Here is a 23,804-nt window from a genome sequence, read left to right as displayed (position 1 = left end):
GTTGGAGGAAAGTGGTGCAGAGCCACGAAGACGCATTGAGGGACCGGGTCGCGGACTTCGTCCGGAGCCGGGTCATGCCCTGCGAGCCCGTACTCGACGCGGGCGGCCCGGGGGCCGCCGCGGCCCTGCGGGAGTTGCGGGCCCGGGCGAAGCAGGAGGGCCTCTGGGCGCTGCCGCTCCCCGCCGAACTCGGCGGCCAGGGGCTCCCTTTCGCGCAGTACGCCGCGCTCGCCGAGGCCGAGGGGGCGAGCGACCACGGGCCGGCGGCCCTCGGCTCCGCGTCCCTGCTCGACGCGGCCATGCTGTGGAAGCACGGCAGCCACCGGATCCGCGAGGAGTACCCCGCGCGGCTGGCCGCAGGGGAACTGCGCGCCTGCTATGCCATGACCGAACCGGACACCCCGGGCACCGAACCGCTGCGTACCGCGACCCGCGCCGAGGAACGGCCCGACGGCGGCTGGCGCGTCAGCGGCCGCAAGTGGTTCGTCTCGGGAGCGGCCGGGGCCGATCTGGTGACCGTCCTCGCCCGGACCGACGGGGAGCCGGGAGACCGCGAGGGCCTCTCCCTCCTGGTGGTCCCCACCGGCTCCCCCGGTTTCCGCGTCGTACGCGAACTGCCCGTGTTCGGGGCCTGCGGCCAGTGGGAGATCGACTTCGACCGGGTCCCGGTGGACGCCGACCAGCTCCTCGGCCCGCGCGGACAGGCCCTGTCCATCGCCGCGGAGCGGCTGCAGCTGGGCCGCACCCTGCGCTGCCTGCGCTGGCTCGGCCAGGCCCAGCGCGCCTTCGATCTGATGTGCCTGCGCGCCAACTCCCGTACGGGATCCCGCGGTCCGCTGGCCGGCCACCAGCTCGTGCAGAGCCACGTCTTCGAGGCGCTGCTCGCGCTGCGCACCACCCGCCCGCTGGTCCACGAGGCCGCGGCCAGGATCGCGGCCGGGCTGGACGCGCACGTGGAGGTGGGACTGGCCAAGGTCGCCGCGGCCCGGATGCTCCAGCAGGTCGCCGACGCGGCCATCCAGGTGCACGGCGCGGCCGGGCTCGGCCCCGACACCCCGCTCCCGGCGCTCTTCCGCACCGGCCGCGCCGCCCGCATCCTCGACGGCCCCGACGAACTCCACGTCACCTCGGTGGCCCGCCGGGTCCTCCGTACGTACGAGAAGTCCGAGACCTACGAGCACGACGAAACGTAGCGGGTGTCAGATCTCCCTGATGTCGGCGAGCCCGGTCAGCGCCGCCAGGCCGAGTGCCAGGAAGAAGTCGCCCCACACGAGCTCGTGCCGGACCGCGATGCCCTTCCCGGCGTCGTAGCAGCCGTCCAGCAGCATGCCCCGGGTCAGGTGCTCGCCCACCAGCCGCTCCAGGATGGCCGCTGCCCGGTACGCGTACTGCGAAGCGGCCCGGCAGCCCGGCACGGCGGCGAGTTTCAGCAGCGCGACGGCCGCGATGGCGGCGGCCGACGTGTCCAGCGGCCCGGCCGGCCGCGCCTCGTCCGCCGATGGGACGAGCGGGGTGCAGGGCCGGGTCCACACGTCGGCCAGCCGCTCCGCCGCGGCTTCGAGCCGGTCCGGGGCGCCGCGGGCGACTTCGGGACGGTGCAGGGCGTCGGCCACCGCCAGGAGCAGCCAGGCGCTGCCCCGGCTCCAGCCGGCCGGCGGCTCCTCGTACGCCCGCCAGCCCGCCCGGGGGTCGAACTCCCAGGCCGGTGCGGTGCGTCCGCCCGCTCCGAGGCACAGGTCGAGGTGCCGGTGGAGGTGGGAGGCGGCGGCCCGTTCGCCTTCCGGCCCCCCGGCGGCGAGCAGCGCCACCATGCCCGGTACGCCGTCCACGCGGGCCAGCAGCCGGGGGCCGCCGAAGGCCGATCCCCAGGGCACCAGGCCGAGTTCGGGGTCCAGCGCGGCGAGAGCGGCCCCGGCCGCCCGGGTCCGCAGCTCGCGGGCCCCGGGATCACCGGACGCGAGCGCCGTCCCGTACCAGAGGATCAGCCCGCGTGTCGCGGTGTCGGCCTCGACCCAGCCGGCCAGCCGCGCCGTGCACGCGGCGGCGGCCGCCCGGTCGGCCGCGTCCCCGGTGTGCCGGGCGCGCAGCCACAGCAGTCCGGCCCAGAACCCGCCGGTCCACGCACCGCGGCCGGTGGTCGTCCAGCGGCCGGTGTCGGGGTCGGCGTACAGCGGGAACCGGTCGCCGGTCTCGGTACGGGTGGCGGCGGCCCGGTCGAGTACGTCGGCCAGCGCCCGCCCGGCCCAGTCACGGGATGTCCGCAGCATCACGCCGGGACCTCCGAACGCGCGCCGCGCCGCCGTTCCCGTACGGCCCAGGTCGTGGCGACGGCGGCGGCCACGGCGAACTCGGCGGCGACCAGCAGCCAGCCCGGCCCGTAACGGCCCGCTTCCGCCAGCCGCCCGAACAGCGGCGGCCCGACCGCGAATCCGGCGAAGAACCCGGCGGCGACGAGCGCGGAGTCCTGGCCCGCCCGGCCCGGGGCGGCCCGCTGCATCACGAGCACCATCGAGACGGCGTTGCCGGACACGGCGAACACCCCGACCGCGACGGCGGCGACCCAGACCAGCGGCGGCACGTACAGCGCCGCGGCCAGCAGGCAGGCGGCCGCCACCGCTCCTGCCGACAGAGCGCCGGGCAGCCACTCGGCACGCCCGGGCCGGGCCGCCTTCGACCAGCCCACCCGGCCGGCGATGCCCGCGACGCCGAGGACCGCCACCAGGGCCGCGGCCGCCGTCGGCCCCATGCCGAGCCTCTGGGCGCCGAAGAGGGCCACGTACGTGTTGACCGAGGCGATGGCGCACCCCAGGAAGAGGGAGAAGACGGCCAGCCAGGCGATGGCGCCCCGCGGGACGAGCGAGGCGCGCACCATCGCCGCCTTCACCGACGGGTCGGCCGGCAGGGCGCGATGGGCCCAGAGCGCGCACAGCGCGGCCGCGGCGGCGGCCGTCCACACGGCCGCGCGCCAGCCGACACCGCCGGCCAGCGCCGCCAGCGGCAACCCGGCTGCGAATGCCCCGAGTTGGACTCCCGACTGCTTCATCCCGGTCACCGCCCCGCGCCGGACGGGCGGGACGGCGGCCAGGATCGCCTTGTTGGTCGCGGGATTGGCGAGCGCCTGCGGCAGTCCGCCCAGCGCCACGGCGGCGAGGAGGAACCGGGGGCCGGGCGCGGCGCCGATCAGTGCCAGCGCGGCCGCGGACACCAGCAGCAGGACGACGAGGGAGCGGCGCGGGCCCGTCCGGTCCACCATGCGCCCGCCGACCGGCGAGAGCACGGCCGCCGCCGCGAAGCCGACGGCGGTCGTCAGGCCGAGGGTCGTCGGCGAGACCCCCAGCTCGTCCACGAGGCGTGGTCCGAACGCGCCGAGCAGGAACAGCTGGAGCATCGAGAAGGCCATGGCGCCGGTGAGCAACGTCGTCAGCCGGCCCTCCGCGCCTGCCTCCGCCGTCTTCGGCGATGCCGTCCGCTCCCCCACCATCGACTCCGTTCCCGTGGCCGTCATTTCGGTCCAGGGCAGGAGTCGCGGCGGTGAACCACCGGGTTCCCGCGGCCTGTTGTGGCGTGCGACACATATGGTTTTGTCCGGTCGTGCCAATTCTCGACGCCCCTCTGTGGCCCTCTTGAGAGGGGTGCGACGATGAGCCCGCCATGACTCCCGGTCGATGTTGCCGAGCCTTCAGGGCCGCGTTGTTCGCGGCCATCTGCGTGCTGCTCGCGTCCCTCGGCCACCTCCTCATGTCGGGTGCGACCGTCCCCTGGTGGGCGCTGGCAGCGGCCGCGGCGGCCACCGGGGTGGTCGCCTGGTTCCTCGCCGGTCGCGAACGCGGCCTCCTGGCCGTCACCTGCGCGACCGTCGCCGTCCAGGCCGTCCTGCACACCGCGTTCTCACTGGCCCAGGCAGCGGCCCGCCCCCAGGCGGTCCCGCCACCTCCGCCGGGTACGGGCGGGCACGCCCACCACGCCGCGCACGCGATGGCCGACGGCGGCATGGCCGTCCCGATGCAGATGCCCGCCGGCCACGCCCCCGTCTCCACGTCGCCGACCGGCATGCTGGCCGCGCACCTCCTCGCCGCCCTGCTCTGCGGTCTCTGGCTCGCGTACGGGGAACAGGGAGCGTTCCGCGTCCTGCGCGCCCTGGCCGGGCTGCTGCTCGTACCGCTGCGGTGGACCTTCCGGCTCCCCGCGCCGGCCGACCGGCCGCGCCCGCGCGTACGCCCCGGCCGCCGGGCCGGGACGCTGCGCGGGCTCCTGCTCGTCCACGCCATCACCTCACGGGGTCCACCTCCCGGGACCGCTGTCATCTGACAGCAGGCTCACCGACGCGCGCGACACCGCAACGCCGCGCGCCTCGGTCATCGGTCTTGCCGTCCGGCAGGCCGTACCGCTCACCGGCCCGCCCCGCCCCGCAGTGCGCGCGCGGCGCCGGACCCGGATTCCGGATTCCCAGAAGGACATCAGGCGATGACCCCTGCCCTGCTTCCCCGTCCGACCGCCGCCGAGGCGGCACCCGCACGCCACGACGGCGGCCCGGACGAGTCGACGACCCTGCTGGCGCTCGCCGCGCGGGACGGCGACCCCGACGCGGTGGACCGCTTCGTACGCGCCCTGCACCGTGACGTCCGCCGCTACGTGTCCTACCTCAGCGCCGATCCGCAGTCGGCGGACGACCTGACCCAGGACACCTTCTTGCGCGCCCTGGGCAGCCTGCACCGCTTCGAGGGCCGCTCCTCCGCCCGTACGTGGCTGCTGTCGATCGCCCGGCGCACCGTCATCGACAGCCTCCGCCACAAGGCGGCCCGGCCCAGGATCTCGGACCGGGACGACTGGCAGAGCGCCGCCGAACGGGCCCAGCCGCGCGGTCTGCCCGGCTTCGAGGACGGGATCGCCCTCGCGGAGCTGCTGGGAACGATCCCCGCCGAGCGCCGCGAGGTCTTCGTCCTCACCCAGGTCCTGGGGCTTCCGTACGCCGAGGCGGCGAGTGCGCTCGGCTGCCCGATCGGCACGGTCCGCTCCCGTGTGGCCCGCGCGCGTACCTCGCTCATGGAGCTGCTCGCGGACGCCGACACCGATGCCGGAGGTGATGCTCCCGCCCTCGCGGCCCCGGCGGCCGCCTGACCCGCGGCCGGCCGGGGCGAGACCCTCGCCCCGGCGCCCCGGCGCCCCGGCCCTAGGTCGTGTCGTCGAAGTCCCGTCCGGCCGGCGGCCCCGCCCTCTCGGGCGGCCGACGCCACTTCGACGACACTCCCTAGCCGCCGCCCTTCAGCCGGCGGACGACCTCGTCGGACACCCGCCGCTGGAGTTCGGCGAGTTGTTCCGGGGTGTAGGCGGTGAGGTCGCCGGGGTCCTTGGAGCCGCCCGGGCCGGGGCCCGCCTGCTGCTGTTGCTGTTTCTCCTGTTCCCGGCGCTGGAGTTCCTGCTCCTCCGGCGATCCGGGCGCCGCGTACGCGCACTTGATGAGGGCTCCGTCGGCGGCCTTCAGACAGGTCGCCTCGCGTCCGCCCACCTGGCCCCGGCCCTCCACCCGGTAGCGGATGTTCTGCTCGCTGCCGACCGTGGCGGTCCAAGTGCTCCCGCCGGTCGGCACCACCTCGAACACCTGGTCGTCGTTGTAGCAGCAGACGTCCCGGTACTCGGCCTTGATCAGCGCGACGAGCGCCTTCGGCGAGGACCAGGTCGGACTGAGCCGGTGGACCGTCATCGGGGCGAGTCCGCCGCCCTGGTGGCGGGTCGGCACGGTCGACACGGCCACCACCGAGCTGGCCTCCCCCTGGGGAGTGAGGGGGGTGACGTACGCGCTGCGCCCGCTCGTGTCACGGTACTTGAGGGTGAACTCCGACTCGTTGCCCGCGTTGGCCCCGTCCTCTGAGGCGTCCCAGCCGCTGCGCTCGAACCACCAGTCGCTGAAGCTGCCCACGGCGGCGGTTCCCTCCCGCTGCCGCGTCGCGAGGCTGAGCGGATAGGACGGGCCGGGCACCTTCGCCGAGTCGGTGGTGATGGTGAGCTCCCCGGTCCGCCCGTTGTAGAGCGCGAGCCCGGCGGGCCGTTCGGTCACCACCAGGATCCCGGTCTGCCGCTTGAGGGGCACGACCACGGTCGGGGTGTCACCCTCGCAGGTCACGTACGCGTCGTCGGAGTCGAAGCGCACCCAGCGCTGCTGCGCCGAGATCTTCCGGCCGAGGTTGTGGCCGAACCAGCCGCCGATCCGCGCGTCGGCCTTGTCGATGTCGAACGAACAGCGCTGCTGGCTACGGCTGTTGCCGCCGAGCGGGACGTCCTGTTCGAGGCCGACCTCGTACCCGGAGAGCCAGCCGCGCCGCTCGACGAGGGTCGCGAACCGGTCCGAGTCGGGCAGGTACGTGATGTCGGAGATCTCGCCCGTGACATCTCCGAGGTGCGGGGCGGCCTGCGCCTTCCCGACCACGTAGGGCGCCCGGGCCGCCAGTTCGGGCACCGGCTCGCTCACGATCTGCACGTTCTGCATGTACGCCCGGTCCTGGAGGTACGACCCGTACACCAGCCACCAGATCCCGAGACCCAGCCCGAGGACGGCGCCCAGCCAGCCGAGGACCACCCCGGCGCTCCCGCCGCCCGAGCGGCCGTCCCGCTTGCGCCGGAGGAGCCTCGGCACCAGCCCGACCAGCAGGAGGAAGGCGATGAGCAACAGCGGCGCGGCCAGCCAGGACAGGAGTTTGCGGCCCTCCCAGACGATGATCGTGGTGGCGTACGAGGCCCACCAGAAGAACAGCCCCGCCAGAAGAACGGGTATCCCCACCCACAATGCCCGCGAGACCTGTGATGCCCGCGCTGTCTGTCCCATGACCGCCCCCCGACGTCAGCCTGCCCAATTCTGTACCGGACACGTGGAGTTGTCATCCGATCGGCAGAGTCCGCGGCCGGGCCACCGGGCGGCCGTGGGGGCCGGACATCCCGGCAGCGGTGGGCGGTCCTTCGTGCGTACGGCGGGGAGCCGGGCGATGCCACCCGGCCCCGCTCCCGGGCCGCCGCCGTGCCCCGCGCCCGGCAGGCGGATCCGGAGCCGATACGCAGCAGGCTTTCGGCGGTGTGCGCGGCGCGCGCGGCATGGGTCAGGGCGAGGCAGTCCGCGGCCGGCGCGCGCCAGAACTCCGGGACCCCGATGGCCATGCGCAGGGGTGCGCGCCCGGCCGCGTACTCCTTACGGCGGCGCCCCGCGCCACCGGTGTGGCCCCGGAGAACAGCGCTCGGGCGGGAGGCCGGTCCAGCGTGCCCATCGGGGGCCCGTGCCCGTGCGTACCGGTGGTCAGCTCGGCGAGGCGCGGTGCCGGACCCCGCGAGCCCGGGCTGATCGGCAAGACACCCCCAGGGGGTGTCAGCGCGTCAGGGTGTCCACCTCGGCCGCGTAGAGCCGGGCGGGGTCCAGGCCCATGCCCGTGAAATGGCCTGCCAGTTCGAGGGAGAGCACGCCGTGCAGGCGGCTCCAGAAGGCCAGGGCCAGGCGCAGGGCCGACGGCGGGGCGTCGGGGTGGCTGCCGGCCCATTCCCGGTGGCCGGCCAGGTGCTCCTCGAAGGAGCCGGCCGCCTCCCCCGGGGCCTCGGCCGTACAGGCGTCGAGCAGGACGGACATCATCTCGGCGGTGATCGCGGTGGTGTCCTGCGGCGCGTGGTAGCCCGGCACCGGGGTGCCGTAGACGAGGAAGTAGCGGTGCCGGTCCTCCAGGGCCCAGCGGCGCAGCACCTGCGCCAGTGCGGCGAGGCCGGGCCGGCCCGCTCCCCCGTCACCGTCACCGTCACCGCCACCGGCACCGGCACCGGCACCGGCACCGGCGAAGGCGTCGGCGAGGCTGCGGTACGCGTCCCGGACGAGCTCGGTGATCAGCTCGTCGCGGTTGGCGAAGTACCGGTACAGCGCCGGTCCGCTCATGCCCATCTGCTTGGCGATGGCGTTCAGGGACAGCGCGGAGGCACCGGAGCCGGCGATCTGCTGCCAGGCCTTCTCCTTGACCTCCTCGCGCACCTGCTGCCGGTACCGCTCGCGAGGGGTCTCCGTACGCCCGGTCGTTCCCATGCCCGCCACCTTTCATCGCCCGCCACTCAAGCAGTTAGAGGCTATCACCATCGGCAAAACCAATCACGATCGGACGAGCCGCTCGCTTGACATCACATCCAAGCCCGCTCATTCTAGTTACAGCTTCTAACAAACACGAGATGCGCAAACAACAGCAACCCCTTCTGGAGGTCATGGTGAACACCGTCGAGCGCGTGGAGATCGTCCTGCCGGGCAAGGTCGAGCCCGAGGGCCTGGAGCTGCACCGGGGCCCGGTCCCGGCTCCCGCGGCCGGCCAGGTGGTCGTCGCGATGGAGGCGACGGGAGTCTCCTTCGCCGAACAGCAGATGCGCCGCGGCCGGTACTACGACCAGCCCCCCTTCCCCTTCGTCCCCGGATACGACCTGGTCGGGACGGTGCAGGCGGTGGGCGAAGGCGTCGCCTCCGGTCTCCTCGGCCGACGGGTGGCCGCCCTGACGAAGATCGGAGGCTGGGCGAGCCACATCGCGCTCGACGCCGCCGACGTGGTGGAGGTACCGGACGGCGTCGGCGCGGTGGACGCCGAGACCGCGGTCGTCAACGGCATCACCGCCTGGCAGATGCTCCACCGCAAGGCCCGGGTGCGCGCCGGCCAGACCGTCCTGGTCCACGGCGCCAACGGCGGGGTCGGCTCGATCCTGGTCCAGCTGGCGCTCGCCGCCGGAGCCGACGTGATCGGCACCGCCTCCACCCGTCACCACGACGGGCTGCGCGCGCTCGGGGTGACCCCCGTCGACTACCGCTCCGGCAACGTCTCCGCACGGGTACGGGCACTCGCGCCCCGCGGGGTGGACGCGGTCTTCGACCACGTCGGCGGCGAGGGCATCGTCGACTCCTGGCGGCTGCTGGCACCCGGCGGCACCCTCGTCTCGTACGGGACCGCCGCCACCCGGGACGACCAGGGCTCCGGCTCGTTGCCCGTGCTGAAGCTGCTGGGCCGGGTGTGGCTGTGGAACGCGCTGCCCAACGGGCGCCGCGCGTACTTCTTCAACGTGTGGGCCGGTCGCGCCTACGCCAAGAACCGCTTCCGGGCCCGGCTGCGCTCCGACCTGACCCAGGTGTTCACCGCCCTGCAGCGCGGCGAGATCACGGCGAAGGTCGCCGCGGAGATCCCGCTGGCCCGCGCCGCCGAGGCGATGCGCCTGGCGGAGTCGGGAACGGTCGCCGGCAAGGTGGTCCTGGTCCCTTGACCCGGCCGGGCGCCGGTCCTCATCCGCTGCCGCTCCTCGGGGCCGCCCTGCCCGCCAGGCCGGGCACGTCGGCCGCGGCCAGTCGCTCCAGCAGCTCGACGGCCCTCTCCACGTCCGCCAGCCGGTCCGGGGGGACGCGCCGGTCGATCGCGCGGGCCAGGTAGGCCGCGCGGCCTGCCAGCAGCTTGTCGATCAGCTCGGCGGCGGCGGGATCCGCGCTCATCAGCTTTCGGCGGCCGTCGTACGGATCGGGCTCGCCGTGCACCAGCCCGGCGGCCTTGAGGACCGCCAGGCTCTGCGCGATGGACTGCGGGCTGACGTGCTCCAGGGAAGCGAGCCGGGCCGCGGTGACCGGGCCCTCCCGTACGACGCTCGCCAGGACGGCGAGCTGCGTGACGGTCAGGCCCGTCGCGTCCTGTCCCGACTCCGCGCGCAGCCGCGCGCGCAGCCGCTTGATCGCGTCGTCGAGCCGCTGCGCGGTCACGGCGGACGCCGGCGCCTGCCGGCCGGATTTCGTGATCATGACTTCTCCGTGAAACCCCACAAGCAACTTTGGGAAGTTACTTGTGGAGTTTGAACGGCCGAAGGAACCGAAAACACTGCCTCCGATCTCACCTGACCGGCGCCGCCCTCCTGCGTCCGGCGCGGTGCGCCCGCAGCTGTTGGATGGGCACCGTCGACGGCTGCACGGTCGTCGGGTACATCGCGGCGGCCTGACGGGCCACGTACACGCGGGCGATGAGCTCGTCGCGATCGGTCTCCGGCACCTCCATGCCGAACAGGTCGCGCAGGAGACCGGGGATCTCCTCCGGGGTGTACGTCTGCGCGGTGGCCGTGCCGTCGGGCAGGGTCCGGGTGAGGACGCTGCCGTCGAGGAAGACGTGCTCCTGCTCGCGCATCTGCTGGACGAGCAGCCGGCCCGCGAACGGCGAACGCGGATGCGTGGACAGGAAGTGGTTGGCCACCATCCAGTCCTGCGGATAGCGCTGGTCGAGGGTGAAGGCGTGCAGGTCGTACCAGCCGTCGGCGCCCCGCGTCCGCATCGCGTACAGCCGGTCGCCCGTCTCGGTGGTGGAACCCTCCAGCCGGAAGCCCCAGCCGCCGAACGAGGTCTCGGAGCCCTCCACCAGCTCGATGGGCTCGATGGGGTTGCGGCCGAAACCGGGGTCGCACACCCACACCTTGCCGGTCTCGGGGGTCTCGGCCGTCTCCACGCGCAGCATCGCGTGCGTGGCCGCACGGACCACCCCCTCGGAGCCGATGCGGACCCGCGAGGCGAGCCCCGTCACGCGGAAGCCGACGCGCTCCAGCACCGCGGCGAGCAGCACGGTGTGCTCGTAGCAGTAGCCGCCGCGGCGTCCGTGGACCAACTTGTTCTGGATGTCCTGCAGTTCGAGGGAGATCGGCCTCCCGAGCACGATCTCGACGGTCTCGAAGGGGATCGAGGTGATGTGCTTACGCGTCAGCGCCCGGAGAACGTCGAGGGTGGGCGCGAGCTCTCCGTCATAGCCGGTACGCCGGAGGTAGGCATCCAGGTCGAGGCTGCCGCCCTGCCAGGCTGTGGCATCGTCGTTCGTCGTCATGGCAGACATGGTGCATAGAAAACCGGTCATGGCCGGAGAGCCCGGGGAAGAGAACGTCACGTCCCCGGGAAACCCCCGCGGTCGGGTCGGCCCCGGGTACGGATCAGCCCCAGGTACGGGAGCAGAGCACCAGCCGGTAGCCGTCCGGGTCGGCGACGGTGACTCCGTACTCGTCCCAGTACGGGTTGTGCGAGGCGACCCGCGTGCCGCCGTGCTCGACGAGCCGCCGGACGAGGTCCTCGTCGGGTGCCTCGCCCAGGTAGACGACGAAGAGGTCGTCCACGGTGGGGGCGGGCACGACCGGGTTCTCGGGATCGTGGGTGAGCTCGAAGTGCCAACCGCCCCCGGCCGGACCGACCATGAGCAGGTCGTGTGCGCCGGGCACGCGCTCGGTACTGCGCCACTGCACTTCGAGGCCGAGTCCGTCGACGTAGAACCGCTCGGCGGCCTTCAGGTCGAGGGAGGGGCGGGCGACACGGACGTGGGTACGTGAATTGATCATGGCGCAGAGGGTACGGGCGCACCTGGGCCCGGGCCAGAGGGCCCGGGCAGGGTGTGGCAGGTCGGTGTCGGGAAGCGGGCCCCGTCAGCGCAGGGTCATGGAGACGTGGTGGGCATCGATCCGGAAGCCGTTGCGCAGGTAGGTCCGGTGCGCGGCGTGGCGCTGGTGACCCGTGTCGAGGTGGAACTCCTCGCACCCCTCGTCGGCTGCGATGGCCTTCAGGGCGGTGAGCATGCGGCTGCCGAGTCCCCGGCCTCGGACGGCCTCGTCGGCGACGAGGTCGTCCAGGTACAGGATGCGGCCCGAGATCATCGTGTGCATGATGCGGAAGCCCGCGGCGACGCACACCTCGCCGTCCTCCTCCAGGTAGACGATGCGGTAGCCCTCCGCGGACTGCGTCCGCCAGCGCTCGGCGAACCCGTCCTCGTCCAAGTGCGGGCGCAGCTGCGAGAAGACCGGCCAGCAGCGGCGTACGGAACTCTCGTCCTCGGCAAAGATCACATCCATGCCGGAAGGGTCGCACGCCGCCGCGGACTTCCCGCCCCCGCAGGCCTGATCCGCCCCTTTTGCCGTCAGGTCCCGCGGGGTGAGGGGAAGGTGGGCCGGGCCCCGGGGGGCGACGGGGTCAACAGGCGACGGTGCCCCTGCGGAGCGCGTGGCCACCGGTGTTGCCGTCGTCGGACCAGTACACGGGCTTGGCGCCGCCCACGCATTCATCGGATCCGGCCAGCGCGAAGCCCTCGTTGTTGAGGTTGGGCATGCCGCCCGGGCGGTTGTACGTGGCGGTGGGGGCGAAGGTGCCGGAGGCGCCGATCTTCATGGTCCGGTGGCGGCCGTCGCAGGTGTCGTCGCAGACCACCCACAACCGCGCGGCCTGCGGCTCCCACTGGAGCTCCATCACCGCGGACACCCCGCCGGCGATCGTGGAGACGCGGGCCGCGGAGCCGCCGTCCTGCGGGACGTAGCCGTAGACGGTGCCGGTGCCCTCGACCCCGAGGAGGAAGACCCCGCCGGTGTGCGCGCCGCACCGGTTCGGGTCGTACGCCGCGCCGGTCGACTCGTCCTTGAAGCCGGCCGCGGTCAAGGTGGCGTCGGGGATCCAGGTGATCGCCTCGAAGCCCTGGTTGGAGCCGACGGCCGGGAGTCCGGCCGTCAGGTTCCACTCCTTCGTGGCGGTCAGGCTGCCGCCCGAGCCGGTGGTGACGTCGTAGCGCAGGACGGACAGCCGGCCGGTGCCGGACGCGTCGCCGTTGCGTTCGGCCGCGACGTACGCGCCGCCCGCCGCGCCCGCCGCGGTCAGGGTGACGGCCTCGCTGTCCGGGCTGCCGGCGCCGCCGGGGTAGCGCAGCGTCTTGCCGGAGGACCAGCCGTTCGCGGTGTCCGGGCGCCAGCCGCCGGAGCCGTCGCGGACCAGCCGCCACAGCCTGCCGGAGTTCTGGGCGCCCCACAGCACGGGGCCCTCCTGGTAGAGGCCGCTGAGGTCCTGGCCGAGAACGCCTCCGCCGTCGCCACGGAGCTGCCGCCCGGCCAGGCCACCGGGTTCGAACCGCCGCCGCCCCCGGAGCCGCAGTCGTTCGGTGCGCCGAGCGTCAGGGCCGCCTTGCCGAAGGCACCGGTGCCGTCGGGGCACCGCGACCAGGACGGGCTGGAGTGGCTGCTCCAGCCAAAGCTGTCGACCAGGGTGCTGCCGTCGGGGAGGTACAGGCGGGCCTTGTCGCCGGATCCGAGACCGAACTCGGCGTCCACGTCGAAGGCACGGGCCGCTCCCGGGGCCAGACTCGTCCCGGACGGGATCTTGAACTTCGAGCTGTTGCCGTCGTCCTTGAGGATCCAGCCCGAGACGCCGAACGCCGGCCGGCTTCCGCCGGGTCGTCCCGTGAACGCATGCCGAACGGCACGTCGCGCACCACCGCCCGGACGGACGAACGGACGAACGGACGGAGGGTCGACCGGGTGACCGGGCAGGTCACCGGCATCGTGCTGCCCGACCGGTTCAGCGCCGTGCAGGTCCCGGTCCAGCAGGAGGACGTGGAGTTGTCGAAGAACGAGGCGTACCGGGCCGTGGCGTCCGCCGCGGGGCCGGTGGCCGCTCCGGCGGGTGCACCGGGGAGCGCGGAAGCCGTGAGCGTTCCCACGGCGACGACGCCGAACGCCGCCTTGCGCGTACCGAACGCGGAATGCGTCCCTTCACGAGGTGCCGCCCGGCATCTGCCGGGCGGCACCCGTCCTGGAACCCCCGCCGCCCCACGTTCTTGAACGACCGCGCCCCCCGCGGCGTCAGAACGCGTAGACCGGGTTGCCGTTCAGGGTCGCGGACATCGCGCACGCGTTGGAGAAGGTGTGCTTCCACGCGACGTGGGCCCCGCGCCACACGCCGTCCGCCGTGACGGTGACGGGGTCGTAGTGCATCGGACAGGCTCGGTCCGGGTTCGGGGCGGCCAGCAGGCGGTTGAACTCGCCGCCGGTGGCGTTGAGGGCGTCGCACGCGGCCCGGGGGGCGGGGTGCGTGCCCTCGGCGGTGTAGGCGCAGCTGAGGACGGTGGCCCGCAGGACCGTACCGGTGGCGGCATTGTCCCCCTGGGTGATGGTGAAGACCATGGCGGAGGGGGCGTACAGGCTCTCGGGGCTCGCCTCCGCCACACCCGTGGCGCCGGCGAGGCAGAGGAGAGCGGCGGCGGAGACGGTGGCCAAGCGGTGACGCATGAGAAGACTCGCTTTCGATTCGAAGGCAATTGGGGGCGCTACGGCTTTCATGTAGCGCTCAACTGAGGCTGAGCCTGCCAGGCATGAAGGGCCGCCGCACATCAGCGGTCGATTTACGGACAGTCGGTTCGAATATCGGTGAGGCGGGGCATGTTCGCCCAGCTCGCGCCGGGTACCCGCAGGCCCACGCCACGCGGGAGCACGCCGCATCGAGCGGCGTGACGCCGCCTCCTGCACCTCCTGCCCAGGTGACGGCCACTCACGGTTTACCGAACGTCTCCTCAGAGTGACCGGATCGATGCGGTCGCCCTCCGCGAGGGCCGAACCACCGGCGGCCCCAGCGAGCGGATCCCCGTCGCCCTCGAGGATCTGGTGTTCGTCACCAACGGCTCGATGACCGCCCACTCGGCCCTCGGAACCACCGACGCCGCCGCCGTACCAACCTGGCCTTCATCGGCCAGTACGCCGAAGTCCCCGACGACGTGGTGTTCACCGTCGAGTACTCGGTCCGCACCGCCTGGACCGCCGCGGCGGGTCACCGTGGACGTACGGTGACCCGCCGGGCGCTGCCGTGCCGTGGGGCGGGGTCAGCTGATGCCGAGCGCCGTGTCGTCGATCACGAACGAGGTCTGCAGGCTGGAGTCCTCGGTGCCGGTGAACTTGACGGTGACCGTCTGTCCCGCGAAGGCGGACAGGTCGATGGTCTTCTGTACGTAGCCGGTGTTCTTGTCGAGGTTGGAGTACCCGGCCACGGTGGTGGAGTTGGCCGTCACCGTCAGCTTGTCGTAGGCCGTGGTGGCGGTCGTCTCCGCGGTGTCGATGTGCAGGTGGTAGCTGAGGGTGGCGTGGCAGCGGACCGGGACGGTCACCACCGTCTGCGCGAGGGAGTCGGTGTGGGTGGAGCCGTAGCCGTCCAGCCATGCCTTCCACGAGCCGGAGTGCGCCGCCTCGCCACTGCCGTTGTCGACCACGCCGGTGCTGGCGGTCCAGGGGGCGGTCCCGGTCTCGAAGCCCGGGTTGCCGAGGAGCTGGGTCACGGTGCAGCCGCCGTCGACCGCGGTGACGGTCCAGGTGAAGGAGGCGCTGCCGGTCGCGTCGGTGGTGTCCTTGGCGGTGACGGTGACGCCGTAGCCGCCCGCGGTGGTCGGCGTACCGCTGATCAGGCCGGTGGCGGCGTTGACGGTCAGGCCGGGCGGGAGCCCGGTCGCGCTGTAGGTGAGGGTCTGCCCGCCGGCCGAGTCGGTGGCCTGGATCTGCAGCGAGGCCGCCGTGTTGACCACACTGGTACGGCTGCCGGGGCTCGTGACGGTGACGGTGTTGCCGCCGGTGGCGCCTGCGCCGAAGGCGGCGCTGCCCTTGGGCGTGCCGAGTCCGGTCGGGCCGTCGTAGCCGGCCTTGGCGGTGCAGAGGTAGCCGCCGGAGCAGGAGCCGTTGGCGCCGCTGGTCACGTCGTTGAGCGACGCGGTGTGGGCGTACGGGTAGGAGGACGGGTAGGAGCCGGCCGCCGGGGTGCCTGCGAGGGCGTAGACGGAGGCGATGATCGGGGCGGAGGCGCTGGTGCCGCCGTACACGTTCCAGCCGTTGGCCTGGTAGCTGTCGTAGACCGCGAGGCCGGTGGCCGGGTCGGCGACGGCGGAGACGTCGGCGACGGTGCGTTCGGCGCAGCCGCCGTCGGTCTGCCAGGACGGCTTGGCGGTGAACCCGGAGCAGCCCGAACCGGCGCCGTCACCACCGGAACCGGTGCCCCAGACGCTCTCGGACCAGCCGCGGGGGGTACCGCTCGCGCGGCTGAGGGAGGTGCCGCCGACCGCGGTGACGTACTGGGAGGCCGCCGGGTACTCGACTCCGTAGCCGCTGTCACCGGAGCTGACGGTGATGGCCACGCCGGGGTGGTCGAAGTACGAGGCGTCGGAGGCGGGGCCGGTGGAGTCCTCGCCGCCGCCGTAGCTGTTGGACACGTACTTGGCGCCCATGGCCACGGCACGGTTCACGGCGGCGCCGAGGTCCTCCATGGAGGGCTGGTTCGCCTCGACGAGCAGGATGTGGCACTGCGGGCAGACGGCGCTGACCATGTCCACGTCGAGGGAGATCTCGCCGGCCCAGCCGGCGTCGGCCGTCGGGTAGGCGGTGCCGCCGTTCTGGTCGGCCTTGCGGAAGCAGCCGTTGGCGGTGGTGCAGGCCGGCAGGCCGTACTGGGAGCGGTAGGCCGCCAGGTCGGACTCGGCCTTCGGGTCGTCGTAGGCGTCGATGATGGCGACCGTCGCGCCGGCGCCGGCGGAAGCCGACAGGGCGTACGCGCCCTGCAGGTCGGTGGGGCCGTAGCCCGACGGCAGAAGGCCGGGAGCCAGGCCGAGGTGCTGCTGTACGTCGGTACGGGCCAGCGCGTGGCAGGCCATCCAGCCGGCCCGGGCGGGCTGCGAGCACAGCCGCTCGGCGTGCACGGCGGCGGAGGCGGAGGCGGAGGCGGCCGCCGCGCCGGGTCCGGCCGAGGCGACGGACGGTGCGGCGAAGGCGAGCATGCCGCCGGACATCAGAGCCACCGCCGAGAGTAAGGCGGTCGTGCCGCGGCGGCCGGTGCGGGCGGCGCTCCGGAACAGGGCGTTGCGCAATGAACTGCCCTCCATGGGGGGTTGGTTCACCACGTCGGGGGATTCCTCCAGACATGGCAGGTCCATGACATAAGCCCATGTCAGGGCAGGCCGGAGCGGAGGGGCGACGTGGGGTTGCGAGTGGCACGCGTTCAACGGTGCGGACTGTCACCACGTGCAGTGGTGGCCAACGCTGAAGGTATTGAAGTGGCGCGCCAAGGGACTACCCGGCGAATGCAAAGGCTTGCTTTCGGTCGGTGATGTTCGCGTATACCGTTTCCTGCCATGGAGTTGGACGACGGCGCGGTCGACGACCTGGTGTCCCTGGGACTCTCCCGGTACGAGGCCCGGGTCTATCTGGCCCTGGTCCGGCGGGAGTCGTACACCGCCGCCGAGGCGGCCCGCGCCGCGAACGTCCCCCGCCAGCGCGTCTACGACGTACTCGACGCCCTCGTGCGGCGGCGCCTCGCCGTTCTGCGCCCCGGACGGGTCGCGGCCTTCTCCGCGGTGGCTCCCGAACTGGCGCTCGCCCGGCTGATGGCCCTCCAGCGGGAATCCCTGGAGCGGCTGAGCGCGACGTCGGCCGCCCTCGCCACGGCGCTGCTCCCGCTCTGGAGCGACGGGCGGACGCACACCGATCCTCTCGACTACATCGAGGTGCTGCGCGATCCCCGGGCGATAGCCGAGCGGTTCGACAGCATCCAGGAGCAGGCTTCCCGTGAGCTCCTCAGCTTCTGCAAACCGCCGTTCGTCGCTCCCCCGGCCAACAACGAGGGCATCAAGGCAGTCCGCCGGCTGCGCCGGGCCGGCGGCGCGGCCCGCGCCGTCTACACCCACGACGCGCTCGGTGACGCGGAAGTACTGGAGAACGTGAAGCGGTTCGCCGCGGCGGGCGAGGAGTCCCGCTTCGCCCCGAGCCTCCCGCTCAAACTCGTCGTCGCCGATGCCTCGCTGGTGCTGTGCGACATGCCCGACCCGGTGGCCGGCACCCGCGCCACCACCGCCCTGTACATCGAACACCCGGCGCTGGCCGGCTGCTTGAGGCTGGCCTTCCTGGCCGTGTGGGAACAGGCCCGGACCGCGCCCTGACCCGTACCGGGCGACGGCTGACGACCCGTGCCCCACCGGCACGGCGTCTCACTCTTCGGTCCGAATGACGGACGCGGCTCGCCGGTGGGCGACCGTGCGTCCTAGGGTGGCCGGTGCAGCTGGTTCGCCCCGTCCGCCAGACGGGATGCGTCGTAAGAGGGAACCCGGTGGGAATCCGGGACTGCCCCGCAGCGGTGAGCGGGAACGACCGCCGTCATACGCACTGGGACCGGACAACGGTCCTGGGAAGCGACGGCCAGTAGGTGCCCGCCGGGAGACCGGCAGGCGTGCCCGCGAGTCCGAAGACCTGCCCGTTGCCCGCATGCGGACGATTCCCGTGCGGACATCCCGGTGACCTCGTGGGCGGGTCGGCGTACACAGCGAGCGGCACGTGCGGTGTTCCCCCGCGACGTGGTCCGCACGTTCTGTCGTCCCTTCGCGTCCGCATCCCTCACCGGGGTGTTCAGGACACATCTCGCGAAGGAGAGTTCCGTGACAGCGAAGCCCGCAGCCGCGGCAGCACGAGCCACCGTGTACGGCTACCCCCGCCAGGGACAGGGCCGCGAACTGAAGAAGGCCGTCGAGGGCTACTGGAAGGGCCGCGTCACCGCCGACGCCCTCCGGGAGACCGCGGCCGACCTGCGTCGTTCGAACTGGCAGCAGCTGGCCGACGCCGGCATCACCGAGGTTCCGACCGGTGACTTCTCGTACTACGACCACGTCCTGGACACCAGCATCATGGTCGGCGCCGTCCCCGAGCGCCACCGCGCGGCGCTCGCCGCCGACACCCTCGACGGCTACTTCGCGATGGCCCGCGGCACCCAGGACGTCGCCCCGCTCGAGATGACCAAGTGGTTCGACACGAACTACCACTACCTGGTCCCCGAGCTCGGCCCGGACACCGTCTTCACCGCCGATTCCACCCGGCAGGTCGCCGAGCTGGAGCAGGCCCTCGGGCTCGGGCACACGGCCCGCCCGGTCCTGGTCGGCCCCGTCACCTACCTGCTGCTGGCCAAGCCCGCCCCGGGCGTGGCCGCCGACTTCCAGCCGCTGACCCTGCTCGACCGGCTGCTGCCCGTCTACGCCCAGGTCCTCGCCGACCTGCGGGCCGCCGGCGCCGAGTGGGTACAGCTGGACGAGCCCGCCCTGGTCCAGGACCGCACCCCGGCCGACCTGAACGCCGCCGCCCGCGCCTACCGCGAGCTCGGCGCGCTGACCGAGCGGCCCAAGGTGCTCGTCGCCTCGTACTTCGACCGGCTCGGCGACGCCCTCCAGGTGCTGGCCGCGGCCCCTGTCGAAGGCCTCGCCCTCGACTTCACGGGCGGCGGCGCCGCGAACCTCGCCGACCTCGCCGCGGTCGGCGGGCTGCCCGGCAAGCGGCTCGTCGCCGGCGTGGTCGACGGCCGCAACATCTGGATCAACGACCACCAGAAGTCCCTGACCACCCTCGGCACCCTCCTGGGCCTCGCCGACCGGGTGGACGTCGCCGCGTCCTGCTCGCTCCTGCACGTCCCGCTCGACGCGACCGCCGAGCGCGACATCGATCCGCAGGTCCGGCGCTGGCTCGCCTTCGCCCGCCAGAAGACCACCGAGATCGCCACCCTGGCCCGCGGGCTCGCCCGGGGTACCGGCGCCATCGCGGCCGAACTCGCCGCCAACCGCGCCGACCTGGCCTCCCGCGCCGGCTCCGCCATCACCCACGACCCCGCCGTGCGCGCCCGTACCGCCGCGATCACCGACGCCGACGGACGGCGCTCGCAGCCCTACGCGCAGCGGACCGCGGCCCAGCGCGCCCTCCTCGGGCTGCCCCTGCTGCCGACGACGACCATCGGCTCCTTCCCCCAGACGAACGAGCTGCGCACCGCCCGCGCCGACCTGCGGGCCGGCCGCATCGACACCGCCGGCTACGAGGAGCGGATCAAGGACGAGATCCGTGAGGTGCTCTCCTTCCAGGAGAAGACCGGGATCGACGTCCTGGTGCACGGCGAGCCCGAACGCAACGACATGGTGCAGTACTTCGCCGAGCGGCTCACCGGCTACCTCGCCACCCGGCACGGCTGGGTGCAGTCCTACGGCACCCGCTACGTCCGGCCCCCGGTCCTGGCCGGGGACGTCTCCCGCCCGGAGCCGATGACCGTGCGCTGGACCACGTACGCCCGGTCGCAGACGGCCAAGCCGGTCAAGGGGATGCTGACCGGCCCGGTCACCATGCTCGCCTGGTCCTTCGTACGGGACGACCAGCCCCTCGGGGACACCGCCCGCCAGGTGGCCCTCGCCCTGCGCGACGAGGTCGACGACCTCGAGGCCGGCGGTACCCCGGTCATCCAGGTCGACGAACCCGCCCTGCGCGAGACCCTGCCGCTGCGCGCGGCGGACCACGCGGAGTACCTCGCCTGGGCCACCGAGTCCTTCCGGCTCACCACCAGCGGTGTACGGCCGGACACCCAGATCCACACGCACATGTGCTACGCGGAGTTCGGCGACATCGTCGAGGCCATCGACGAGCTCGACGCCGACGTCATCAGCCTGGAGGCGGCCCGCTCCCACATGCAGGTCGCCGGCGAACTGGCGCGCCACGGCTACCCCCGTGAGGCCGGGCCCGGCGTCTGGGACATCCACTCCCCGCGCGTCCCGAGCACCGGGAAGCGGCGGCCCTGCTCCGCGAGGGGCTCGCGGCGATCCCCGCCGAACGGCTGTGGGTCAACCCCGACTGCGGGCTGAAGACCCGCGGCTGGCCCGAGACCCGCGCCTCCCTGGAGAACCTCGTCGCGGCCGCGCGCGAGGTGCGCGCGGAGCTCACGGGCGACGACTCCTGACGCGGGGGTTCCGGGTCGGACGCACGGCCTGCGTCCGACCCGGGCCTGGAAGACCGGCGGGTGAGGAGGGTGCGGGCGTCACTGCGCGCGGTCGGCGACCTGGTACGGGACGAAGGTGCTGCTGTTCTCGTCGACGGCGAGCGGACGCCCCAGCGGCGGCACCGCGCGCTGCGGACAGTCCAGGCGCTCGCACAGCCGGCAGCCCATGCCGATGGGCGTGTCGGCCGAGGTGTTGTCCAGGTCGAGGCCGTCGGAGTAGACGAGCCGCGAGGCGTGCCGGATCTCGCAGCCCAGCCCGATCGCGAAGGTCTTGCCCGGTTCCCCCCAGCCGGCGCGGTGGCGGGTGACGGCGCGGGCGGTCCACAGGTAGCGCTGCCCGTCGGGCATGGCGGCGACCTGGACGTGGATGCGGCCGGGTGCCGCGAAGGCCTCGTAGATGTTCCACAGCGGGCAGGTGCCGCCCGCTCGGGAGAAGTGGAACCCGGTCGCGGACTGCCGCTTGGACATGTTCCCGGCCCGGTCCACGCGCACGAAGGAGAACGGGACCCCGCGCAGCCTGGGCCGCTGGAGGGTGCTGAGGCGGTGGCAGACCGTCTCGTACCCCAGTCCGAACCGGTCGGTGAGCCGCTCGATGTCGTAGCGGAATTCCTCGGCGGCCGCGTGGAAGGCCCGGTACGGGAGGATCAGGGCCGCGGCGAAGTAGTTGGCGATGCCGATCCGGGCCAGGCCGTGCGCGGTGGACCCGGCCGGGAAGTCCTGCGAGGCACACCGGTCCAGCTCGGCGGCGTGCTCCAGCAGGGCGAGCTGCGTCGCCATCCGGAACGCCTGCTGCCCCGGCCGCAGCCGGGCGGACAGGTGCAGCGTCCGGCTCTGTTCGTCGTAGCGGTGCAGCCGGTCGCAGTCGGCGCTCACCCGTACCCCGTGCGCGTCGGCGAGCCGCGCGGACAGGGCCCGGACCACCTCTCCGGGGCGGATCCGGATCGTGCGCGCCAGTTCCTCGGCGGCGAGGTCGGTGTCGTGGAGGTAGTTCTGGCGGCGGTAGAAGAACTCCCGGATCTCCTCGTGCGCAGAGCGCGGGACGGCCCCTACGGCGCCACCGGCCGCACCCGGCGCCGCGTCCCGCCCGTCCTGCGCACCGGCCAGGCTCTCGGCCAGGACCTGCGAACGCCGTCCGAGGTCCAGCAGTACCCGGGCGACCGCCGGCATCCGCGAGGCGAGCTCGGCGAGATCGGAGGCGGAGACCCTGGCCTCGGCGACCTCTCCGGCCAGCGCCTCGCGCAGGTCCGCGACGAGGCGGCCGGTGTCCCGCTCCGAGAAGAAGCCCGGATCGACCCCGAAGGCTTCCGTCAGCCGCAGCAGCACGGGAACGGTGAGCGGGCGGGAGTCGTGCTCCATCTGGTTCAGGTAGCTGGGCGAGATGGCGAGGACCCTGGCCAGATCGACCTGGCTCATCCGCCGCTCCTCGCGCAGCCTGCGCAGCCGCGCGCCCGCGTACGTCTTGCTCACCGAACCTCCCCTGGTGCCGAACGGCCAGCCTATGCGCGGAACCGCGTCGTACGACCTTCGCATCCTTGGCAAAACCTCGCGAAAAGATGCGCAGAACTTGGCATGCGTCCCCGATTGATGGCACTGGGTGTCACTGAGAGAGTCGTCCTGCGGCCCGCCGGACCAGGCGGCACGGACGGAACCAACGGGGCCCGATTCACGCCCTGATATCGGCAATCCCGGCAGGTTTCCACGAGTGGTACGGCAACATTGCTCAGCTCGTTCCACACACGGGGACGGTGGGCCGCGATCTCACGCATGGCACCTGGTGCCAATACTTCGCACCTTTGACGTGCGGGGGCATTCCCGAGCGACTCATGGAGACGGTGACGGTCATGGCAGACACGACGAACACGACGGCGGCGGCAGCGGACCTCGCCGAGCGCTGGGCGAGCGACCCGCGCTGGGCCGGCATCGAGCGGACGTACTCCGCCGAGGACGTGGTCCGCCTGTCGGGCAGCGTCCGCGAGGAGCACACCCTGGCCCGGCGCGGCGCCGAGCGCCTGTGGCGACAGCTCCACGAGCAGGACTACATCCACGCGCTCGGCGCCCTCACCGGCGGCCAGGCCGTCCAGCAGGTCCGGGCGGGGCTGCAGGCCATCTACCTCTCCGGCTGGCAGGTCGCCGCCGACGCCAACCAGGCCGGTCACACCTACCCGGACCAGAGCCTCTACCCGGTCAACTCCGTTCCCCAGGTGGTCCGCCGGATCAACAACGCTCTGCTGCGCGCCGACCAGATCGCCACCGCCGAGGGCGGCACCGACACGACGGACTGGCTCGCGCCCATCGTCGCCGACGCCGAGGCCGGCTTCGGCGGACCGCTGAACGCCTTCGAACTCACGAAGGCGATGATCGCGGCGGGCGCGGCCGGCATCCACTACGAGGACCAGCTGGCCTCCGAGAAGAAGTGCGGGCACCTCGGCGGCAAGGTCCTCGTCCCCACCTCCCAGCACATCCGCACCCTGAACGCGGCCCGCCTGGCCGCCGACATCGCGGACACCCCGACGCTGATCATCGCCCGTACCGACGCGCTCGCCGCGAACCTGCTGACCAGCGACGTCGACGAGCGCGACGCACGGTTCGCCACCGGAGAGCGCACCGCCGAGGGCTTCTACCGGGTGCAGAACGGAATGGCCCCGGTCATCGCCCGCGGGCTCGCCTACGCCCCGTACGCCGACCTCATCTGGGTGGAGACCGGCACCCCGGACCTGGAGCAGGCCCGCGAGTTCGCCGAGGCCGTCCACGCGCAGTACCCGGACCAGATGCTGGCCTACAACTGCTCGCCGTCCTTCAACTGGAAGGCCGCCCTGGACGACGACCAGATCGCCAAGTTCCAGCGCGAGCTGGGCGCCATGGGCTACCGCTTCCAGTTCATCACCCTCGCCGGCTTCCACTCCCTCAACCACGGGATGTTCGACCTCGCCCGCGGCTACGCCGAGCACGGCATGACCGCCTATGTGGACCTCCAGGAGCGCGAGTTCGCCGCCCAGGCCCAGGGCTTCACCGCGGTCAGGCACCAGCGCGAGGTCGGCACCGGCTACTTCGACCTGGTCTCCACCGCCGTCAACCCGGCCTCGTCCACGACCGCGCTCGCCGGCTCCACCGAGGAAGAGCAGTTCCACTAGGGAGTGTCGTCAAAGTGGCGTCGGCCGCCCGAAAGGGCGGGGCCGGCGGGGCCTGGTGCGTGCGATCGCAAGGCGGAGGAGGGAATCGACGCGGAGCG

Annotated in this window: 18 protein-coding genes, 3 pseudogenes and 1 riboswitch; of the genes and pseudogenes, 9 read left to right on the top strand and 12 right to left on the bottom strand. The window is 73.1% G+C overall.

The annotated features are described in order from the left end of the window. The first annotated feature begins 11 nt into the window (after positions 1-11). Positions 12-1,193 (top strand): acyl-CoA dehydrogenase family protein, encoded by a 1,182-nt coding sequence (locus tag ACFXGI_RS15045; protein ID WP_384706020.1) that lies wholly within the window; start codon positions 12-14, stop codon positions 1,191-1,193. A gap of 6 nt (positions 1,194-1,199) precedes the next feature. Here ACFXGI_RS15045 and ACFXGI_RS15040 read toward each other — a convergent pair whose 3' ends face one another. Together ACFXGI_RS15040 and ACFXGI_RS15035 are read right to left on the bottom strand one after the other, a co-directional pair. Further along, entirely contained in the window at positions 1,200-2,267 is a 1,068-nt protein-coding gene (locus ACFXGI_RS15040; RefSeq protein ID WP_384706018.1) for a sugar ABC transporter permease, read from the bottom strand. After that, positions 2,267-3,481 (bottom strand): MFS transporter, encoded by a 1,215-nt coding sequence (locus tag ACFXGI_RS15035; protein ID WP_384706278.1) that lies wholly within the window; start codon positions 3,479-3,481, stop codon positions 2,267-2,269. Before ACFXGI_RS15035 ends, ACFXGI_RS15040 begins: the two co-directional genes overlap by 1 nt. Positions 3,482-3,651: 170 nt before the next feature. Between ACFXGI_RS15035 and ACFXGI_RS15030 the strand changes: the two genes are divergently transcribed. Then, entirely contained in the window at positions 3,652-4,308 is a 657-nt protein-coding gene (locus tag ACFXGI_RS15030; protein WP_384706016.1) for a hypothetical protein, read from the top strand. A 156-nt stretch (positions 4,309-4,464) separates the two neighbouring features. Next, positions 4,465-5,118, top strand: coding sequence for a sigma-70 family RNA polymerase sigma factor (locus ACFXGI_RS15025; protein ID WP_384706014.1), 654 nt, complete (start codon positions 4,465-4,467; stop codon positions 5,116-5,118). A gap of 130 nt (positions 5,119-5,248) precedes the next feature. On the opposite strand, the gene ACFXGI_RS15020 is transcribed toward ACFXGI_RS15025, so the two are convergent. Beyond that, the gene (locus ACFXGI_RS15020) at positions 5,249-6,820 is read right to left on the bottom strand and encodes a hypothetical protein (protein WP_384706012.1); all 1,572 of its coding nucleotides are present in this window, start codon (positions 6,818-6,820) and stop codon (positions 5,249-5,251) included. Positions 6,821-7,351: 531 nt separating this feature from the next. Further along, a complete protein-coding gene (locus ACFXGI_RS15015; protein ID WP_384706010.1) occupies positions 7,352-8,047 on the bottom strand; it encodes a TetR/AcrR family transcriptional regulator in 696 nt (231 codons plus the stop codon). A gap of 140 nt (positions 8,048-8,187) precedes the next feature. Here ACFXGI_RS15015 and ACFXGI_RS15010 point away from each other — a divergent pair, with 140 nt between their 5' ends. Next, positions 8,188-9,255, top strand: coding sequence for a medium chain dehydrogenase/reductase family protein (locus tag ACFXGI_RS15010; RefSeq protein WP_384706008.1), 1,068 nt, complete (start codon positions 8,188-8,190; stop codon positions 9,253-9,255). 19 nt (positions 9,256-9,274) lie between these two features. Here ACFXGI_RS15010 and ACFXGI_RS15005 read toward each other — a convergent pair whose 3' ends face one another. From ACFXGI_RS15005 to ACFXGI_RS14985, 5 genes and pseudogenes are all read right to left on the bottom strand, one after another. After that, positions 9,275-9,778: a MarR family winged helix-turn-helix transcriptional regulator gene (locus ACFXGI_RS15005; protein WP_384706006.1), complete on the bottom strand. Its 504-nt coding sequence runs from the start codon at positions 9,776-9,778 to the stop codon at positions 9,275-9,277. Between the two features lie 88 nt (positions 9,779-9,866). After that, positions 9,867-10,838: an arylamine N-acetyltransferase gene (locus tag ACFXGI_RS15000; RefSeq protein WP_384706004.1), complete on the bottom strand. Its 972-nt coding sequence runs from the start codon at positions 10,836-10,838 to the stop codon at positions 9,867-9,869. A gap of 103 nt (positions 10,839-10,941) precedes the next feature. Beyond that, a complete protein-coding gene (locus ACFXGI_RS14995; protein ID WP_384706002.1) occupies positions 10,942-11,340 on the bottom strand; it encodes a VOC family protein in 399 nt (132 codons plus the stop codon). A gap of 84 nt (positions 11,341-11,424) precedes the next feature. Continuing rightward, the gene (locus ACFXGI_RS14990; RefSeq protein ID WP_384706000.1) at positions 11,425-11,847 is read right to left on the bottom strand and encodes a GNAT family N-acetyltransferase; all 423 of its coding nucleotides are present in this window, start codon (positions 11,845-11,847) and stop codon (positions 11,425-11,427) included. A 118-nt stretch (positions 11,848-11,965) separates the two neighbouring features. Beyond that, positions 11,966-13,191 (bottom strand): annotated as a pseudogene (locus tag ACFXGI_RS14985) (hypothetical protein); the annotation flags it as partial. Positions 13,192-13,224: 33 nt separating this feature from the next. On the opposite strand from ACFXGI_RS14985, the gene ACFXGI_RS14980 reads away from it, so the two are divergent. Further along, positions 13,225-13,596, top strand: coding sequence for a hypothetical protein (locus tag ACFXGI_RS14980; protein WP_384705998.1), 372 nt, complete (start codon positions 13,225-13,227; stop codon positions 13,594-13,596). A gap of 21 nt (positions 13,597-13,617) precedes the next feature. On the opposite strand, the gene ACFXGI_RS14975 is transcribed toward ACFXGI_RS14980, so the two are convergent. Then, positions 13,618-14,043 carry a subtilase-type protease inhibitor gene (locus tag ACFXGI_RS14975; protein ID WP_384705996.1) on the bottom strand — a complete coding sequence of 142 codons (426 nt, stop codon included), beginning with the start codon at positions 14,041-14,043 and terminating at the stop codon, positions 13,618-13,620. Positions 14,044-14,480: 437 nt separating this feature from the next. On the opposite strand from ACFXGI_RS14975, the pseudogene ACFXGI_RS14970 reads away from it, so the two are divergent. Then, positions 14,481-14,576: pseudogene (locus tag ACFXGI_RS14970) on the top strand (oleate hydratase); the annotation flags it as partial. A 54-nt stretch (positions 14,577-14,630) separates the two neighbouring features. Here ACFXGI_RS14970 and ACFXGI_RS14965 read toward each other — a convergent pair. Then, a complete protein-coding gene (locus ACFXGI_RS14965; protein WP_384706276.1) occupies positions 14,631-16,562 on the bottom strand; it encodes a putative Ig domain-containing protein in 1,932 nt (643 codons plus the stop codon). A gap of 354 nt (positions 16,563-16,916) precedes the next feature. Between ACFXGI_RS14965 and ACFXGI_RS14960 the strand changes: the two genes are divergently transcribed. Then, a complete protein-coding gene (locus tag ACFXGI_RS14960) occupies positions 16,917-17,720 on the top strand; it encodes a TrmB family transcriptional regulator (protein ID WP_384705994.1) in 804 nt (267 codons plus the stop codon). A 103-nt stretch (positions 17,721-17,823) separates the two neighbouring features. Then, positions 17,824-18,050: riboswitch (cobalamin riboswitch) on the top strand. Between the two features lie 162 nt (positions 18,051-18,212). Next, positions 18,213-20,536: pseudogene (gene metE / locus ACFXGI_RS14955) on the top strand (5-methyltetrahydropteroyltriglutamate--homocysteine S-methyltransferase). Positions 20,537-20,614: 78 nt separating this feature from the next. Here metE and ACFXGI_RS14950 read toward each other — a convergent pair. Beyond that, a complete protein-coding gene (locus ACFXGI_RS14950; RefSeq protein WP_384705992.1) occupies positions 20,615-22,042 on the bottom strand; it encodes a short-chain fatty acyl-CoA regulator family protein in 1,428 nt (475 codons plus the stop codon). 374 nt (positions 22,043-22,416) lie between these two features. On the opposite strand from ACFXGI_RS14950, the gene aceA reads away from it, so the two are divergent. Continuing rightward, positions 22,417-23,706 carry an isocitrate lyase gene (aceA, locus tag ACFXGI_RS14945; protein WP_384705990.1) on the top strand — a complete coding sequence of 430 codons (1,290 nt, stop codon included), beginning with the start codon at positions 22,417-22,419 and terminating at the stop codon, positions 23,704-23,706. Positions 23,707-23,804: the final 98 nt, after the last annotated feature.

Origin of the sequence: Streptomyces sp. NPDC059355, assembly GCF_042752335.1 — a bacterium.
Classification (GTDB): Bacteria; Actinomycetota; Actinomycetes; order Streptomycetales; family Streptomycetaceae; genus Streptomyces.
This window is presented reverse-complemented; position numbering and strand designations above follow the sequence as displayed.